Below are 17,540 nucleotides of genomic sequence, written 5' to 3' on the forward strand. Positions count from 1 at the left end.
AGACAATGTTTGTCGACATCGCCTCTGAGCCAGGGCCTGAGACGGCGGGCACCCTGGTCGAGGCGAACGACGTTTTCATAAATGGGATCGCCGCCCAATCGGGCATGACCGTGTTGAGCGGGAGCGCCATCAACACAGGGCCGCGCGGGCATGCGGTAATTTTCTTTGGGCCGCGCGGGCGCGTCGAGCTTCGCTCCGGCTCGGAAACGGCTGTGATGATGGCGCCGGATGGCTTGCGGGCGAAAGTCCCTTGTAACCGCTCGCGCATTACGATAACGCGTGGCGAAGTGATAGTGAAATCTTCCGACCTCAAGGCACTCAAAGCCGGCGAAGACGGCGTCTTTGATCGACCAGTCGAAATCGCTATGAGTCCTGGGGTAAGCTTGATGATTGACTGCGACGCGAGCGCGCCTGTGAGCGGTCAAAGCTTGCTGGCCGGTAGCCGCGGCGGTGCCGGGCAGATCGGACTCGTCGGGCTGGTTCGCGCGGCCCTGGTGATCGCCGAACATATGGCGGTCGGCGATCAGCGATTCCTTCAGATGCCACCGCCCGCGGCAGATCCGGTCACGCCTTAGCCCTTCCCGCGTCACGCTCATCCGACTGATCACAGCGGGCGATCCGCGAAAAGTTTCACACGGCCCTTGACTACGTCCTTAAATAGTCGTAGTATGCGGCCCAGACTGAGTTCCTGTTCAAGGAATCACGGTGATCTTAATCAATCAGGTATTGGGCTTGTTTTGAATCGAGTTCCTTGGGCTATTACGATAGCCTTTCCGGTGTGGACGCTTCGGACAACAGACCTCCAGAGGACTGCTTCTGCGCCTTCTGTGGACAAAATCGCGATAGTCCCGGCGCGCTTTGACCTGAAAACAAATCCTGCATTCGCCAGGAGCGACGGAGAGCCGCAAAATGAAACACTCAAGCGGGTTCAGCAAAGGCAAATGGCAGTTGATAGGGCTGGTATTGGCTCTGGCTGCTTTGAAATGCTGGCTGCCAACTCTTGCGCCTGAGCTTAAGAGCGAGGTGCAAGCAAAAACATCTACACCATTGCAATCCATCTCGCGTGAAGAGCTTGCCGTCACGCAAGCTGAGATGCAACAGGCCATCTTGCAAGAAAAGGCCATCCCTTCGGCGGAGATGAACCGCATCGTAGACGCCATCGTGAACCGGTATCATGCGCAGCGGGCAGCCCGGTTAGAAACGATCAATCAGCGTCGGATGGAGTTTGAGGCTTCAATCAGGTCGCTGATCACAGCATTAAATATTGATCCCAGTCGTCTCAAGCAGGACCCTGCGACTGCCGACATGATGGGGGAGTACGACGCGCTTATGGCAGAAATGCAGGAGCTCTCGCCAGACGCTCCCGCCTCAGAGCTTGAGCCGAATGATGCGCTGACCACAGCGGACAGGATTGTGACGACTGAATCGCAGAGCGGGACGCGGACAGGCGTCGCCGGTCGTGGCGATGGGGACTATTACTCGATAGAAGCGCAGGGGGGAAAGGCCCTCTATTTTAGCCTGACGAACAATTCCAACAACCAGGGCAGGCGGGTCAACGTCAATGTAGAATTACTTTCGGCTGATGGGCTGACCTCGCTCTATTCCTTCGACAGCGACAGCCCGAACCCGACCAAGCCGCTGCGCTATTCGGTGCCGGAGACAGGGAAATACTTCTTGAGGGTCACGACTTCACCTTCAAGGAGAAGGGCCAGCTATCAATTGTCTGTAAAGCAGCTAGAGGGTCAGTATTCTGCCGAAGCCGTATCAGGCTGCACGACCTTCAATTTCGAAACAGGCGCGCAGGGGTGGAGCGTCGTGCCTGTCTCTGGTCCTGCTTTGTGGCACCTGGCGACGACTTGCCGCGCACAGCTTCCGGGCCACAGCACCCCGACCACTTTCTATTATGGCCAGGAGTGTGTTGTCGGCACCTGCGCCACACAGATTGCCTCCAGGGAAATCTCTGTTGGGTCATTCGCTCCGTCATCGGTTAATACGATAGCTGCAACCTGCTCGGCTACCTGCAACTATAATACCTGTTCGAGAAACGCGTCGAATCTGGTATCGCCGACCATATCTGCCGTCGGAACGGTGACGCTCAGCTTCAACTACCTGCTCTTTGTTGAGACAGATCCTAGCAAGGATCTGGCCAACGTGGATTTCTCAACCGACGGAGGAACAACCTGGACGCCGCTCCTGAGTAAAGCCAACCTGATTAACGACAACAACTGGCACAGTGCGACTACATCCTTCTCGGCCGGCGCTACATGCGCTAATGTGCGGGTGCGCTTCCGCTTCGACACGGTTGACCAGCTTCTGAATACCTTTACAGGCTGGCACGTAGATGATGTGTCAATCTGTAGCACAGACACGACGCCGCCGGTGATTACCTGTCCGGCCAACTTCACTACTACACTTGCCGCTAGTTGTCCGCCCGCCTTAAGCGGCGTTGTCACATTCCCGCCCCCCATGGCGACAGACAACTGCGGCACGCCCACGGTCAGTTGTAGCCCATCGTCAGGGTCCGCTTTCCCGGTCGGCACGACCACAGTCACCTGCACGGCGACCGACACGGCGGGCAATACGGCAAGCTGCTCGTTTACCGTGACAGTCTTCAACGGCTGCTTGCAGGATGATTCCAATCCGGGCAATGTCGTGTTGTTCAACACCCTGACGGGCGAGTATCGTTTCTGCTGCAACGGCATGATCTTCACTGGCAAAGGGACGGCGACGGTGCGCGGCTGCATCGTCGAGATTCAGCACAACCCGTCAGACCGGCGCGTGCTGATTAAAGCGGACTTTTCGCAACTGAAAGGCACCGCCTCGTTACAGTTCCCGCCGGGCACTACGAAGTGCACGATCACCGACAGGAAAATGACCGATAACTCCTGCCTTTGCGGCACCTGAATGAAATGAGTCAGACCGCGCCAGCCGCCGCTTCTTGAATATGAGTGCGCGCCGGCTGGCGCTGCTTGAAATCAGCGCGGAACGATCAACACAGGAACTGGAGGAGGGCATATGTCCTCCTCCAGTTCCTGTGTTTTTTTGCCCGGCGGCCTGTGGGATTTGCCGGTTACGGCTGAACTGTTCTGCGCACCTTGAATGAGGGTTCACGCAACTCGCGGATCAATTCCAATAGCGGCGCCTAAAATCATGGCCTCAGGCAACGCCGCTCGATTTCGCTCAACTTTTCAGAGAAATTTGAGAGACTGGTATTCCTGGAGACCGCCGCTTTCGCGGAAGTAATATAGATATTGGCTTTCTCACAATCACCCTCGTCGGGTATCGTATCAAGCATATGCTCCAAATAAACCGAGGCTTCGTCATCCTTCTTATCCTGCACTAAGAGCATCACCAGACGGGCGTTCGCCTCATAGGTAAAAGGGCTGGCATCGACTGCCTGCTTGAGTGTCTCCTCCTCCTTTGCGCGATTATCATTATGATAAAAATTAGCCATAACCATATAGGGCTCCGGGTTCGGGGGGTAGGTAGCGATGGCCAGGCGCAAGGCTTTTTCCGCCTTTGGCAATTGCCCTGCCTTCCAACTAGCCCAGGCGCGCATCGTCAGCAACTGTGATCGCAGCAGAGGCGGATTCCGGGACGCGGAAGCATCCGTACTGGCGTTAGTCAGAGCAAGCCCCTTCTGTATCAAATCCTCGGCCTCCGTGGGCCTGTTCCGCCCGACGTAGAACCGCGCAAGCGCCACGTAGGCATAGTCGAAGGTTGGATCAAGCTCAAGCGTGCGCCTAAAGAGGACTTCGGCCTTCTCCGGGTCCCTGCCCTCAAACATGACCGCGAGGTTGTAGGTCGCCCGCGGTGAGTTTGGCGCCGCCTCATAATTCGCTTTCCACACCGTAAAGTCACTCTCCCAAGTCGTATTGCGTATCACGGTCATTATCGCCAGCGCGACTACGGCAACTCCGACGGCGGCATAGGCAACGCGCCTCGTCCGCTCGCCCGTGATCTTTGTTATAGCTATTGCTACCAGCAATCCAAAGCTTGCCATAGGAAGATATAGGTAATGATCTGCCACTAGCTCATGGTGTGGAATGATCTGGCTAACCGGCAGTAGCATGGCAAAGTAAGATAAGATGGCGAACGCCATCAGCTTATGCCTATTTAGCAGCAGAAACCCGCCGATTAGCGTCGGCAATATGACAATCAGCGAGACGAGGACCCGCCAATCCAGAAGCGATGTGGACGGATCGAAGGCGCCATAATACTGGGCGATGGGGGTGGGATAGACGAGTTGCTTCAGGTACCAGGCGTGCACCCGTATCACTGTAAGTATCGTGGTATAGAAATTCCCGCCCCAGTAAGACCAATCTTGCCCCCCGGCCCGGCTGCTGGCTTTCTGGTAAAAGACTGTAAACCAAGCGAAGCCGATGACGGCCAGCAGCAACGCGGCGTAAAGCCATTTGTCTCTGACCAGAACTTTTCGCACTGCTTCGACGCTCCGCTTCGCCCAGCTCCCGCTGCCTTCCCCCCACACGTCGCCGAGGTTCCATATGAAAACGACTAACGGCAAACTCACAGCCATTTCTTTCGACATCAGGCTTATCGCCCATAATGCGAGAAATGCGGCGAAGTGCTTTGCCGAGCGGCTCTGGCGGTACTTGACGTAGCTGTAGAATGCTGCGATGTAGAAGAAGCTGAACAGCACATCGCGCCTCCCTGAGATGTAGGCCACCGCGTCCGTCTGTATCGGGTGCACGCAAAATATCAGTGCTGCCAGGAAGGCGATGACCAGACGATTCGTTAACAGACGAACGAGGAAAAGAATCATTATGGTATTCGCGGCGTGGATAAGAACGTTGGTGAGATGAAACCCGAACGGCCGCGCTCCCCATAAGCCGAAATCCACCGCGTAGGATATATTTCTCACCGGCCTGTACGAGCTGAAAACTATCGTCAACAGGTTGGCGAAATTCTTTGGCCGGGCGTTGGTCAGCAGTTGGTGGTCATCAAACACGAAGCCATTCCAAAGGCTGTTTGCGTAGCAAGCAAACGTAATCACTATGAGTAACGCAATAGCCACGTAGAGGCCTCGCTTGCGGGTCAGCCCAAAGGGCCGGCCGGCATGCGTCGGCGGTCTCGCAGGGGTCTTTTTCTTCAATTGGCGTGTAGGAGTAGTGGCAGTTTTCATTGCCTTCGCTCTATCAATCGCGCTTGCTTGGGGTAAGCAACTATACCGTAATAGTAAACGCCAAACAATATGGCGCCCATTCTCACCGTCCCTGTTTGAAAGAGTGCCCCAAAAAGAACCTGACCAAAGAAAACTTCTGAGACTCAAATTGTGTATCATAACTGCCGAAGCTGGCATGGTGTTTTTGATGATCTGAGATTGGTGAAAGCAGAAAACCAGCGAGAAGTCGCCCCCGGCCGCCGGAGGTAATCCTTGAACATCAGGACAGGGCCGCTCTAACTCTGCTTTTGTAGAAGCGCTTCGTTATGATAGATTGATCGTCGGTGCCAGGCGAGCGAGCCCTGACCTTATAGTTCTGCCGCTGTTCTCTTAGTTCCATTAAACGCCTGCCGGATTCTTCGCCTCGGGCAAGATGATGAGACTGGACCCTAAAACGTCTGATGTGCGCCAGTCGGAACCTCCGTCTGAAAAAGCAGCAGCCAAACCCGACGCCCGGCATGGCGGCGGGCAGACGGGCGCGCTGCGCACCGAACTGACGCGCAAACAGGCCGAAATTGACGCCCTGCGCCAACAGCTTGCATTGACGCAGTCGCTCCTGTCAAAAAGCCAGTTGTTGTTGATACAAAAAGAGGCGGAGTTGAATAAAATAACCGCCTCGCTCGGCTGGAGGCTACTCAAGCGCTACGGGCGGTTCAAATACCACGTCCTGCTCCCCGCGCTAAAGCATCTCAAGAGTATTTTTACTCGTCAGAGGGACGAGAGCGAATCCTACGAGATGTGGGCAAAACGATGCGAGCAGTTCAGGTACAACCGTGAAAAGGCGCGGCAGAGAATAAGCCGATTCCACTATAAACCTACCGTCAGCATAGTCATGCCGGTCTATAACACACCCCGCGAATACCTGACTAAGGCCATTGATTCGGTTGTCGGCCAGTATTATCCGCACTGGGAGCTTTGCCTCTGCGACGACGGCTCGACGGCAAGGCAGGTCAGTGAAGTGCTCGAAGCGTATTCGGCCAGCGACAATCGCATCAAGGTCGCCTTTGCCGAGACCAACCAGGGGATAGCCGCGGCGTCGAATCGCGCGCTCGGGCTCGCCACAGGCGAATTCATTGGATTGCTTGATCACGACGACGAGTTGACGCCCGACGCGTTGTTTGAAATTGTCGCCACGCTCCAGGAGGTAGACGCGGATTTAATTTATTCGGACGAAGACAAGATCGACACGGCAGGCCACCGCTCGGAGCCGTTTTTCAAGCCCGCGTGGTCGCCAGACCTTCTTTTGTCTTGCAACTACATCAGCCACTTCGGAGTTTATCGCAGAGAAATAGTCGAGCGAATCGGTGACTTTCGTGCCGGGCTTGACGGCAGTCAGGATTATGATCTGGCGCTGCGATTCACGGAAGCGACCAAGCGCATCGCGCACATCCCCAAGATCCTTTACCATTGGAGGAAGATTCCGACCTCGGCAGCCGAGAGCGCGGAGGCAAAGCCGTACGCTTACGAAGCTGCGAAGATGGCGCTCGCCAACGCGCTCGACCGGCGCAACATCGAGGGCGAAGTCGAAGGCGGCCCCTCGCGCGGTTATTACAGAGTAAGGCGGCGAATAAACGACGAGCGAAAAGTCTCGATCATCATTCCGACGCGCGACCGGTTGAATCTGCTGCGCCGGTGCATTCACAGCATTGAGTCGAATACCGCTTACCGGAATTATGAAATTATCATCATTGACAACGACAGCCGCCAGCCCGCGACCATGAAATACCTCAGCCAGTCACCATATCGCGTTATTACAGACCCTGGGCCTTTCAACTTCTCGCGGCTGAACAATCGGGCTGCGCGCGACGCCAGCGGCGACTATTTGCTACTTTTAAACAATGACACCGAGGTGATCAGCAGTGAGTGGCTTTCCGCGATGGTCGAGCATATTGAGCGCCCCGAAGTCGGGGCCGTTGGGGCAAAGCTGCTCTACCCGAAGGGCCGGATTCAGCATGCGGGGGACATCCTCGGGATCGGCGGTCTCGCGGGTCACGCTCAACAGTTCGTCGAGGGGTTTACAGGGCACGGCTATTACAACTTCCCGAACATCATAAGAAACTACAGCGCGGTGACCGCCGCATGCTTGATGATCAGGCGAGAGTTGTTTGACGAGATCGAGGGATTGAATGAAGAACTGCCCGTTGCCTTCAACGACGTTGATCTGTGCCTGCGGCTACGGCAATTGGGCTACTTGATTGTCTACACTCCTTATGCGCTACTTTATCACCACGAATCGGCGTCGCGCGGCAACGACGTGAATTCTGCCGAGTCTTCTTACATGAGGGCACACTGGCATCATGAATTGTTGGACGATCCTTACTACAATCCGAATTTGAATATGGCTAAGGCTGACTTCGAAACCGATTACTCGAAGCCAGAGGCGATGTCTCTGGTCTACACACAAGAAATGGCTGACGCAGTCGTCGCCAGGGCGCGCGAAGGCGTCGCGGTGGGCCAGGAGTTCTTCGTCGCCGAAGGTGACCTGTGCGCGATTGCCATCAGATGTTCGGTGAGCGGCGGCAGCAAGAAAGGCAAGGTAAAGCTGCGCCTGCGCGAGTCTCGAACCAGCGAGAGCGACATCGCCGTTGTAGAAGGCAAGGCGTCTGACATTCGGGAGGGGCAGTATAACCTGTTTGCGTTCGACCCGGTTCGCGGCGCTAACAACAGGACTTTCTATTTTTGCGTGGAGTTCAGCGCTCACTCACCCGGCGGCGCCTTGGAGATGCTGGGAAGCTCAACCACGAGCGACGCGATAGGCCCGCATCTTGAAAACCACGACCCTGCTCAGGGTACACTTTCATTCAGGGTTTACTGCCACCGCCAATACCGCTGCGCCAACTCTTTGCCCGCAAGGCAAACTGCGTGAATTTGATAACCGATTGACGAATAGCCAGCCGGCGGTTAGACTTCCCGCCACGTGAGAAAGTCCTTAAGGCTGGATTAATAGAAACTAAAGATACCAATGAATGGACTATAAAAGAGGTTGGCGATGGCGGAGAGCGAGTAACGCGTCTTTATCCCAACGATTGTTATGAGGCACTCTTTTTCACTGGGCATGACTCCGGAGGCGGCTCGATTGACAGCCAGACCCCTCGCCTTTAGACTCAAGGTTGTGATTGCCTGTCATTAGTCCCGAATAGCATGGCGCAAACTGGGGATGAAACACGAAATGGAGACCGCATTGCAAACGCTATCCGATGAAACTCCAGGTGCGCCAAGCGAAGGGCCGGTCTACGACCTGCCCCGTCAGCCGGTGGTATTGATTGAGGCGCGGCCGCGCTGGGCGGCGCTTGATCTTCGCGGGCTATGGGCGTACCGCGAGCTGCTTTATTTCTTGATCTGGCGCGATGTCAAGGTGCGCTACAAACAGACGCTGCTCGGCGCGGCCTGGGCAATCATCCAGCCGCTTGTGCTGATGATTATCTTCACCTATTTCTTCGGCCGGCTGGTGCACGTCGAGACTGAGGGCATTCCGCATGCGATCTTTTTTTACACAGGATTGACGCTGTGGTCGTATTTTTCAAATGCGGTGATCAGCGGAGCCAGCAGTCTGATTGGCAACACCAATTTAATTACCAAAGTCTACTTCCCCCGGTTAATCATTCCGTCGGCGGCGGTCGGCGCAGGGTTGTTTGACTTTGCCATTGCTTCGGTGCTGCTCGTCGGGCTGTTGATCTATTATCGATTTGCGATGACCTGGGGTCTTTTGATGCTCGTGCCGCTGATCGTGCTGACGACGTTGTTTGCTTTGGCCATGTCGATCTGGCTTGCGGCATTGAATGTGAAATACCGGGACGTGCGCTATGCGCTGCCATTCTTAATGCAGGTGTGGATGTTCGTCTCGCCGATCATCTACCCATCGAGCCTTGTGCCGGATGAGTGGCGATGGATGATGCGGCTCAACCCGATTACCGGCATTACTGAGGGCTTTCGCGCGGCGTTGTTTGGCAAAGCCTTTGACTGGCCGGCGCTCGGCTATGCCAGCCTTGCGACGTTGGTGCTGCTAGTATATGCGACTTACTCGTTTAAGCGCATGGAGCGTCACTTCGCAGAATTCCTTTGATGCACTGATGAGACCGATCATACGAGTACAAAATCTGAGCAAGCAATTCCACATCACGCCCGGCGACCGGCCTTCGGTGCATTACGACACGCTGCGCGAATCACTGGTCAAGGCGGTGCAAGCGCCGTTCCGGCGACTGCGTCGCAATGGCCGGCCGGACAGCGTCCCCCTCTGGGCGTTGAAGGATGTGAGCTTCGACGTGATGCCCGGTGAGGTGCTGGGCATCATCGGGCCGAACGGCGCGGGCAAATCGACGCTGCTCAAAGTGCTCTCGCGCATCATTGAGCCGACCAGCGGGCGCGTCGAACTGTATGGCCGCGTCGCCAGCCTTCTGGAAGTCGGCACCGGCTTTCATCCCGACCTGAGCGGCAGGGAGAACATCTATCTGAATGGCGCGGTGCTTGGCCTGCGGCGACGCGAAATCGACGCACGGTTTGACGAGATCGTCGCGTTCGCAGAACTCCAACGCTTCATCGACACGGCGGTCAAGCGCTACTCAAGCGGGATGTACGTGCGCCTGGCGTTTGCGGTGGCGGCGCATCTTGATCCGGACATCCTCATCGTCGACGAAGTGCTGGCGGTCGGCGACGCCAGTTTTCAAAAGAAATGTCTGGGCAAAATGGATGACGTCACCCGGCACGGTAGGACGGTGCTGTTCGTCAGCCACGGGCTCAGCCTCGTCAGTCAGCTTTGTCGCCATGCGATCCTTTTAAGAAATGGACGGATTGAGAAGCAGGGATCGGCCATCGAGGTGGTTGATTACTATAGTGCGACCTGCGACTCAGAGCCGGTCATCGTGTAGGTCCTGGGTGCCGGCGAACACTTCGCCTCGTTTTGCCCGCCCATGCCTTAAGGGCAAGTTTGACACTCGTCAACTTGCGCACTATGGTCTCGCCAATCATGAATGCAGGTTTTCAGGTCGCCATCATCATCGTCAGCTATAACACCAGAGCTTTGCTGCTGGAATGTCTGGCTTCGGTGATCGACAGCACGTCAGGTCAGGACATCGAACTGGTCGTGGTTGACAATGCTTCGAGCGACGGAAGCAGTGCGGCAGTGCGCGACACTTATCCGCAAGCGATGGTCATTGACAATCCGACAAACCTTGGCTTCGGCGTGGCTTGCAACCAGGGCATCAAGGCGACCCGCGCGCCGTTTGTCCTGCTCGTCAACAGCGATGCCCGGCTGACGCCGGAAGCTTTCCGGGTGCTGTGTGATTGCCTGTGCACGAATGACCGTTGCGGGGCCGCCGGGTGCAGGATGATTCATCCCACCGGCGTGCCGTTTGTCAACACCAGAAATTTTCTCACCCTGCTGAATCAGGCGATTGAGCAGGCGGGCATCTTCAATTGGCTACGCACCCGGCAACTGCGGAGGGTTTACCGTCCGGCCCTCGACGACAAACTGATCGATTGTTCGGTGGACTGGATCGAGGGAGCCTGCCTGATGCTGCGCCGGGCGGCGCTTGATGAAGTCGGTTTGTTCGATGAGCAGTTTTTCATGTACTCGGAAGACGAGGACCTCTGCCTCAGGCTTAAGCAACGAGGCTGGGCGATTTGCTTTTCGGCGGCGGGCACGGTCATCCATCTCGGCGGAGCGTCCACGGAGAAATGCCATTACGAGATGCTTCGACAATTTTACCTGAGCCAGATGCTCTTTCTTCGCAAGCATCGCGGTCGCGGCTCGGTGCTTGCCTATCGAATCGCGATGCAGGCGGTTTTCATCATCAAGCTGATTCTCGCTCGATTGCCTTCGCAAAGCCTTCGTCGCCATGAAATGGCCCAACGGCTCTCGGCTCTCAGGCACGCCGGCGCCTCGCTGGGCTGATGCCCTCGTTTGGCGCTTATCAGGCTTCCCCGTCCTTCGAGCCTGTCGATCATCGGCCCGCATGGGAGTATTGTGCATCCTTTTACAACCAGGGTTACATCATTAGCACCCCAGAAGATGGCCGTAAAAAGCCGAGGCCGCGGCCTTCTTACCCTGTCTTTTGAAGTGTAGTTAATTACAAAAAACCGCTACTAATGACTATTGACTTGCCCATGCTAGAAGGTACCCGCCACGAGACCCCGCAGCGGAATGGCTCTTCCCTCCTTCGATAATTGAGCCATTCCGCTTGCGGTTTGGCTCACTCTACAAGATAATTATCCTCTTTGTTCTTCGGCCAGCGGCTCAAAATCAGGCCGCAGATTTTTGGCCTTCTTACATTACAGTGAAAGGGTCACGCTAAATGAAGCCAGGGCTTGCCAGAGTTTTATCTATACTCGCCATCATCAGCCTGTTTGCCGCCTGCGCCAAAACGAAGCCGGGCACAAACGAGTCTCAGCAGGCTAAATCCGTCGGGGGCGCTGGTGAGGGTATAGGAGTGTACAGGGCATCGGAAGGGAAGTTTTATCTTCGTAACAGTGGCACGCCCGGCGACGCAGAATATGTATTCACGTACGGCGTCGCCAAAGCCGGATGGCTGCCCGTAGCAGGTGATTGGGACGGCGACGGTAGAAGCACGCCGGGCTTGTATGACCCGTCGCGCGGGTTATGGTTCTTGCGGGCGACAAACACGCCCGGCGATGACAGCGGCATCTCTTTTACGTTCGGCCCGCCCGGCGTAAACTGGGTGCCTATCGCCGGCGATTGGGACGGCGACGGCAAAGCCACGGTCGGGTTGTATGATCCAAGCCGCGCACTATGGTTTTTAAGAGCCACGAATACGCCCGGCGATGATAAGGGTGTCTCTTTTGCCTTCGGCATACCTGGCGCGAGCGGCTTCTTGCCGGTCGCAGGCGATTGGGATGGCGACGGCCAAGATGGCGTCGGCCTTTATAATACAGCCAACAACAACTGGCTTTTGAGAAACACGCTCTCGGATGGGAACGCCGAATTGAATTTCGGTTTCGGCTTCAATGACGCGAGGCCGGTCGCCGGGCACTGGCAGAAGCGCTGACTTGCTACAGTCCGTGCCGGCACAGATTCAAACTGAATGTTTTATAAGAGGTAATAATGGCCAGGATACTTGTTACAGGAGCCAAGGGTACGCTCGGAACACCGTTAGTGCGCGAGCTGAAGGCTCGCGGCCATGAAGTCTGGCAGGCCGACCTGCAACATCAAGCAGACGAAAACTACGTACGCGCCGACGTCGGTTCTTACCGTCAGCTTGAGCGCGTGTTCGAGCAGGATTACGATTACGTTTACCATCTGGCCGCCGAGTTCGGCCGGATAAACGGCGAAGAATATTACGACACCCTCTGGCAGACGAACGTCATCGGCACACGCAACATTCTGGAGTGGCAGAAGAAGAAAGGATTTCGCCTTATCTTCGCATCCTCTTCTGAGATCTACGGGGACAAGCACGCAGACATTCTCTCTGAAGAGATGCCGCTCAACTCTTCTATCATTCAGCAGAACGACTACGCCGTCACCAAGTGGGTGAACGAGATTCAGTGCATGAATTTCGAGAAACGGTTCGGGACAGAGATCGTCCGGCTCCGTTTCTTCAACGCCTATGGCCCGGGCGAGTACTATCACCACTACCGCAGCGTCGTCTGTTTGTTTTGTTACCGCGCCCTGCACGACCTCCCTTATACCATTTACAAGGATTATCACCGCGTCTTCATGTACATTGATGATTTCATCCCGACACTGGCGAGCGTCGTAGATCACTTTATACCCGGCCAGGTCTACAATATCGGCGGCAACGAATATCGCAGCGTCGAAGAGTTGAGCAACCTCATACTGAATACCCTCGGTCTTGACGATTCAAAGGTCACTTACTTGCCGCAGGACAAGCATAACGTGCAAAACAAGCGACCGGATATCACGAAGGCGGCAGAGGCATTCGGTCACAACCCGAAGGTTACTCTGGAAGAGGGGGTGCCTCAGACCCTCGAGTGGATGCGCAAGGTTTACGCCGGTACGGTGCGCCACTGATGAAGCCCGGAGTCGCCGGATGACGCACATTCAGTTTGATGAGAAGAGAGAAATAGAAAAACGGCGTGAGCTTTGGCAGGCCATCATCGAAGGCTATCTACAGCCATTGATCTCGTCGGGACCGCGGGGTCGGCTGCTCGATGTCGGCAGCGGTTGGGGCGAGTTCATCAACTGTGTTAAGAGTCCGCAGAAATTCGCCATAGACCATGACCTGGCGTTCGCCCGCTTCGTCAGCCCCGAGGTCGCTTTTTCGGTGCAGGATGTGCGCTCGCTCGCGTTCCCTGATAGATTCTTCGACGTTGTCTTCGTCAGTAACGTCTTAGAGCACCTGCCGGCGCGCGACGACGTGTTGCGGGCGCTCGTAGATTTTCACAGGGTGCTGAAGCCGGGCGGCTGGCTCATCATATTGCAGCCGAATTTCAAGTATTGTTTCCGCAACTACTTCGATTTTTTTGACCACTACTGCGCCTACACCGAAGCCTCGATGGTCGAGGGGCTGCGGCTGGCGAAGTTTTCAAGCTTTGAGCGGGTCATCGCCAGGTTCTTGCCTTTCTCGACCAAGTCACGATTGCCGCAGTGGGCCTGGCTTGTGCGCCTGTACTTACGCCTGCCCATCGCGTGGCGCGTGTTCGGGCAGCAGTTTCTAATCGTCGCAATAAAGGAGGCCGGCGTTGAATCCTGAAATCTCCATAATCGTCCCCTGCTTGAATGAAGAGCAGAACATCCCGACGCTGGTGCAGAAACTGACGGCGCTGATCGAACAGAGCGACCTGTCGGCTGAGGTACTCATCATTGACGATTGCAGCGACGATTATACATTCCGCGAGGCGTTCATCCTCTCTAACGCCGACAGCCGGGTCAAAGCGCTGCACAAGGGGCTGCCGCGCGGCATCGGAAACGCCATACGGTTTGGCATCAAGCACGCTTCGGGGAAAGTCGGCATCGTCGTGATGGGCGACCTGGTAGACCCGCTGGCGGCCATCCCGGATTTTCATGAGAGCATTAAGCGAGAGGGCTGTCACCTCGTTTTACTGTCCAGGTATATGGGCGCTGAAGATCACGCGAACATAGGCTTCTTGTATCGCTTCTACCATTTCTGGTATCGCCTACTTTGTCGCGTGCTTGTGGGGGTGCACCTGAGCGACATTACCTACGCATTTCGCGGGTTCGATATAGATTACATACGCGGGTTGAGCCTCGAATCAGGCGGCTTTGAAATCTCGCCTGAAATCACGCTGAAGACCTGGCTCGCCGGCGGAAAGATTCGCGAACTGAAAGGGCGACAGGGACGGCGCATGGCCGGCGAATCCAAATTCGTCTTCTCGCGCGTCGGCTTGGGATATGCGAGGGTGCTGGCGCAAGGCTGTCTCGCCAGAATGTTGGGCAGATGGCCGCAGCGGGCGCACTCGGCAAAGTCCCGGAGCCGCGCGGCGGTTTGATTTCGCGCGACGACGTCGATACCAAATCCGGCATAGAACCCATGGTCAAAAGAACGTTTCCTATGCGTCGGCGCAACGCTGCACGCTACATCGCAATCGCCGGCGCCGCCTTCTTAACTCTACTGCCGCTGCTCAATATCATCCACATTATTGCCACGACCGGCGCGAACACCCCTTCCAGCGACGACGCTTTCTTCATGGACAGGTTTCTCGGTCGCGTGCTTGATGGGACTTACGACTGGCGGTTCTTCATACGCGACACCTTCTTTTTTACTCATTCGAATCTGTTCCCGGCGCTCGCCTACATCGCGATGGCTCGTTTGACTCATTTCAATGTCTACTCGGTCTTATATTTTGGAATCTTACTGGCCGCCATTAAGCTGGCACTGATTCATAACTCGTTCACACACTTAACTGGCGCCAGGCGCGGTTTCGTATCCTTGGCATTATGGCCTGTGCTTTCCACGCTGGTTTTTTCCGTGTCGCAAATCAGCGTGTTCGAGCACGACTTTCAGACGATGTGTATGGGCTTCAACCAGTTGGGGCTCGCGTTAGGCGTATGGGGGCTGGCCCGCTATCCGAATACCCTTAAAGGCACACTGGTGATGGCAGCCGGAGGCGTCATCGCAACGCTGTCATTCGGCAGCGGGCCTATTGCCTGGCCTTTGTTTCTGATCGGGCTCGTGCTGCTCGGCTGCCGTAAAATCCTTCATTACGCGATCTGGCTGGCGGCGGCGGCGCTCTCCACGATGCCTTACATCTATTTTCTCATCCTCAACCAGCCTCAAGGAACCCGCTCGACGATCAAATCTCTATTCAATTACGTCTTTGTGATAGATACCATCGGCAGGCCGTTCTCAAACAACATCGGCATCAATCACCTGCCGCTCACGATGGCGACGCAGAATGGGATTCTGGGCCTGGTCTTGTTGACAATAGGGCTTGTGTTGCTGGCAAGCAGGCGTTCGCTGCCGGCGCTCAGGCAGTCCGTGCCGGCGCTTTCGTTCATCGCATCGAGCTTGCTCAGCGCATGGCAGATCAGCATATTTCGTGACTCAATCGCTCCATGGTATACGACCATTTCAATGCCTTTCTGGTTGGGCCTCATCGGACTCGCCTACGTGTTGTGGACGAATCGGGCGGCGGCGCCTGCGGGAGCGTCGCCTCGCAGCAGGATCATTTCCTGGACCCCTCTGGTTTGGGGCGCGGCAACGCTGCTGCTCATCGCAATATTGTTTATCACTTCCAATCTCACCTTCGCAGACAAGACGATATTTTTGAAGACGCGCGCTCCAGCCTCGGCTGCCTCCGTGCGCAACTACAAGACCGCCCCGACCTATGGCGAGAACACGCTGGTAATATGGCCAGTAGGAATCCCTTACTACATGGATGTAATGGGCGGGCTGCTTGAAAAGCATCGGTTGTCAGCCTTCTCGGATCACCAGCAGTGGACGCTGCAAGGCGACTTCCTGCTCGACACCGTTCGTCTAAAGGAGACGCCTGGCTTGCCTGACGTCTGGTGGTCGGCGGACCTTTCAGCCACTCCTGTGCCGTTTTCCGACTACAGACATCTGAATCTCTTTTTGCACACGCCGAACTCAGTCTCCTGGACAGTCGCTTTGCCAGCCAATCTCAAGCAAGCCGATTTTCATTCCGCGATTGCTGTAAGCGAAGGCGCACCGAGAGAGCTGATTGCCGACGGTATAATCTTTGAAGTTTATATCCAGGCGGGAGGTAAGTCTGCGGCGCTGGCCTTCAGCCAATACTTGAGAGCAGATCAACGCGAGTGGCATCCGTTTACCATACCGCTCTCAGATTATGCGGGGCAGACCCTGACGATGCGGCTGTCTTCGAGCGGCGGCGGAAATCTGGCTGACGATTGGGCGATGTATCGCTATCCTTATATTGATCTCTATCTAGATGGCTCTGCGCCGCCTGTGAATGCCGATGGACAGAGGAGGCCGTCAAACACTGACCTTTCTCCGATGTTCATTCCGACGACCCCCGATGACTTGCGGCTTGACGTGTCGGACCGTCAATTGTGGCGGGCAGCCAACATGGTGGCTACGGGCAAGGAGAGCGGCGCGCCGGCCACCTGGTTCATTTCAGACCAAAATCCAACGATTGAATACATTGCGCCTTTAAACGTACGGATCGGCGATTACTCCCATTTCTACATTCGCCTCTCTGTCCCCCCTGAGATCGAAAGGCGGGCGGTTAAGATCTACTATAAGATCAACGAGCAGGTCGGATTCCACGAGGACATCGCGGTGACGATCCCGCTGCTGGGCGACGCCGGGCTGCACGCGTACAGTTATGACTTGAAGCTTTTGGAGACGAGCTATGACACGCGTCTGACAGGCATCATGATCAGACCGGCTTATGGGCCTGCCGCGACGGGACAGAACCGGATCCAGATTACCGATTTTCGATTGATCAAATCTCCTGGCTCCGATTAGTTTTTCTGAAAAGGATCGAGCTTGAATGCAGGGCCGCTTTCCTGCAAGAATGCGTAGCGCCTGTGAGGCGCTTTCTCGGCGGGTATGGGCGAGAGAACTTGATTATGGACTCACGAAGTATATCGAAATCCTATGACGCATACTATTACGCGCACGGCTGCGGTGATCGGCCTTATGACCGCGACGAAGTCTGGCTCGGCTTCTTTGGCTCTGTCGCTAACCGCATAGTCAACGCCTTCCGCCCAACAACCTTGCTCGACGCGGGGTGTGCCATCGGCCTTTTAGTTGAATCGCTCCGTGATCGCGGAGTCGCCGCCTACGGGATAGACATTTCGGAGTACGCCATCTCGCAAGTGCGCGAAGACATCCGCCCCTTCTGCCGCACCGGCTCGCTGACCGAGCCGCTGCCGCAGTCCTATGATCTGATCGTCTGCATCGAAGTCCTCGAACACCTCTCGGCCGACGAAGGCCAGCAG

Annotated in this window: 12 protein-coding genes and 1 pseudogene; 12 read left to right on the forward strand and 1 reads right to left on the reverse strand. The window is 56.0% G+C overall.

The window, feature by feature from the left end:
• The first annotated feature begins 5 nt into the window (after positions 1-5).
• Both VJ464_15750 and VJ464_15755 read left to right on the forward strand, forming a co-directional pair.
• On the forward strand, positions 6-575 hold the full coding sequence (locus VJ464_15750; protein HKQ06588.1) for a hypothetical protein: 570 nt from the start codon (positions 6-8) through the stop codon (positions 573-575).
• Positions 576-909: 334 nt separating this feature from the next.
• A complete protein-coding gene (locus VJ464_15755; GenBank protein ID HKQ06589.1) occupies positions 910-2,904 on the forward strand; it encodes an HYR domain-containing protein in 1,995 nt (664 codons plus the stop codon).
• Positions 2,905-3,148: 244 nt separating this feature from the next.
• Here the strand turns inward: VJ464_15755 and VJ464_15760 are convergent, their stop codons facing one another.
• Entirely contained in the window at positions 3,149-5,143 is a 1,995-nt protein-coding gene (locus tag VJ464_15760) for a tetratricopeptide repeat protein (protein ID HKQ06590.1), read from the reverse strand.
• A 412-nt stretch (positions 5,144-5,555) separates the two neighbouring features.
• Between VJ464_15760 and VJ464_15765 the strand changes: the two genes are divergently transcribed.
• From VJ464_15765 to VJ464_15810, 10 genes and pseudogenes are all read left to right on the forward strand, one after another.
• Positions 5,556-8,048, forward strand: a complete 2,493-nt coding sequence (locus VJ464_15765) for a glycosyltransferase family 2 protein (protein HKQ06591.1) — start codon at positions 5,556-5,558, stop codon at positions 8,046-8,048.
• A 303-nt stretch (positions 8,049-8,351) separates the two neighbouring features.
• Positions 8,352-9,245 (forward strand): ABC transporter permease, encoded by an 894-nt coding sequence (locus VJ464_15770; protein HKQ06592.1) that lies wholly within the window; start codon positions 8,352-8,354, stop codon positions 9,243-9,245.
• A 7-nt stretch (positions 9,246-9,252) separates the two neighbouring features.
• Positions 9,253-10,017, forward strand: a pseudogene (locus VJ464_15775) (ABC transporter ATP-binding protein).
• An 89-nt stretch (positions 10,018-10,106) separates the two neighbouring features.
• Positions 10,107-11,072, forward strand: a complete 966-nt coding sequence (locus VJ464_15780; protein ID HKQ06593.1) for a glycosyltransferase family 2 protein — start codon at positions 10,107-10,109, stop codon at positions 11,070-11,072.
• A gap of 535 nt (positions 11,073-11,607) precedes the next feature.
• On the forward strand, positions 11,608-12,183 hold the full coding sequence (locus VJ464_15785; GenBank protein HKQ06594.1) for a hypothetical protein: 576 nt from the start codon (positions 11,608-11,610) through the stop codon (positions 12,181-12,183).
• 56 nt (positions 12,184-12,239) lie between these two features.
• Entirely contained in the window at positions 12,240-13,166 is a 927-nt protein-coding gene (locus VJ464_15790; protein ID HKQ06595.1) for an NAD-dependent epimerase/dehydratase family protein, read from the forward strand.
• Between the two features lie 19 nt (positions 13,167-13,185).
• The gene (locus VJ464_15795) at positions 13,186-13,848 is read left to right on the forward strand and encodes a class I SAM-dependent methyltransferase (GenBank protein ID HKQ06596.1); all 663 of its coding nucleotides are present in this window, start codon (positions 13,186-13,188) and stop codon (positions 13,846-13,848) included.
• The gene (locus VJ464_15800; protein HKQ06597.1) at positions 13,838-14,605 is read left to right on the forward strand and encodes a glycosyltransferase family 2 protein; all 768 of its coding nucleotides are present in this window, start codon (positions 13,838-13,840) and stop codon (positions 14,603-14,605) included. Before VJ464_15795 ends, VJ464_15800 begins: the two co-directional genes overlap by 11 nt.
• Entirely contained in the window at positions 14,554-17,064 is a 2,511-nt protein-coding gene (locus tag VJ464_15805; protein ID HKQ06598.1) for a hypothetical protein, read from the forward strand. The genes VJ464_15800 and VJ464_15805 overlap by 52 nt, the downstream gene beginning before the upstream one ends.
• Before the next feature lie 104 nt (positions 17,065-17,168).
• Positions 17,169-17,540, forward strand: a 372-nt coding sequence (locus VJ464_15810; GenBank protein ID HKQ06599.1) for a methyltransferase domain-containing protein, incomplete at its 3' end; no start/stop codon positions are given.

It is taken from the genome of Blastocatellia bacterium (assembly GCA_035275065.1).
In the GTDB taxonomy this organism is placed as follows: domain Bacteria; phylum Acidobacteriota; class Blastocatellia; order UBA7656; family UBA7656; genus DATENM01.

Coding starts and splice junctions, on each gene's coding strand:
- VJ464_15770 (HKQ06592.1), top strand. CDS start 8,352: ATGGAGACCGCATTGCAAACGCTATCCGATGAAACTCCAGGTGCGCCA.
- VJ464_15805 (HKQ06598.1), top strand. CDS start 14,554: ATGGCCGCAGCGGGCGCACTCGGCAAAGTCCCGGAGCCGCGCGGCGGT.
- VJ464_15750 (HKQ06588.1), top strand. CDS start 6: ATGTTTGTCGACATCGCCTCTGAGCCAGGGCCTGAGACGGCGGGCACC.
- VJ464_15760 (HKQ06590.1), bottom strand. CDS start 5,143: ATGAAAACTGCCACTACTCCTACACGCCAATTGAAGAAAAAGACCCCT.
- VJ464_15795 (HKQ06596.1), top strand. CDS start 13,186: ATGACGCACATTCAGTTTGATGAGAAGAGAGAAATAGAAAAACGGCGT.
- VJ464_15755 (HKQ06589.1), top strand. CDS start 910: ATGAAACACTCAAGCGGGTTCAGCAAAGGCAAATGGCAGTTGATAGGG.
- VJ464_15765 (HKQ06591.1), top strand. CDS start 5,556: ATGATGAGACTGGACCCTAAAACGTCTGATGTGCGCCAGTCGGAACCT.
- VJ464_15790 (HKQ06595.1), top strand. CDS start 12,240: ATGGCCAGGATACTTGTTACAGGAGCCAAGGGTACGCTCGGAACACCG.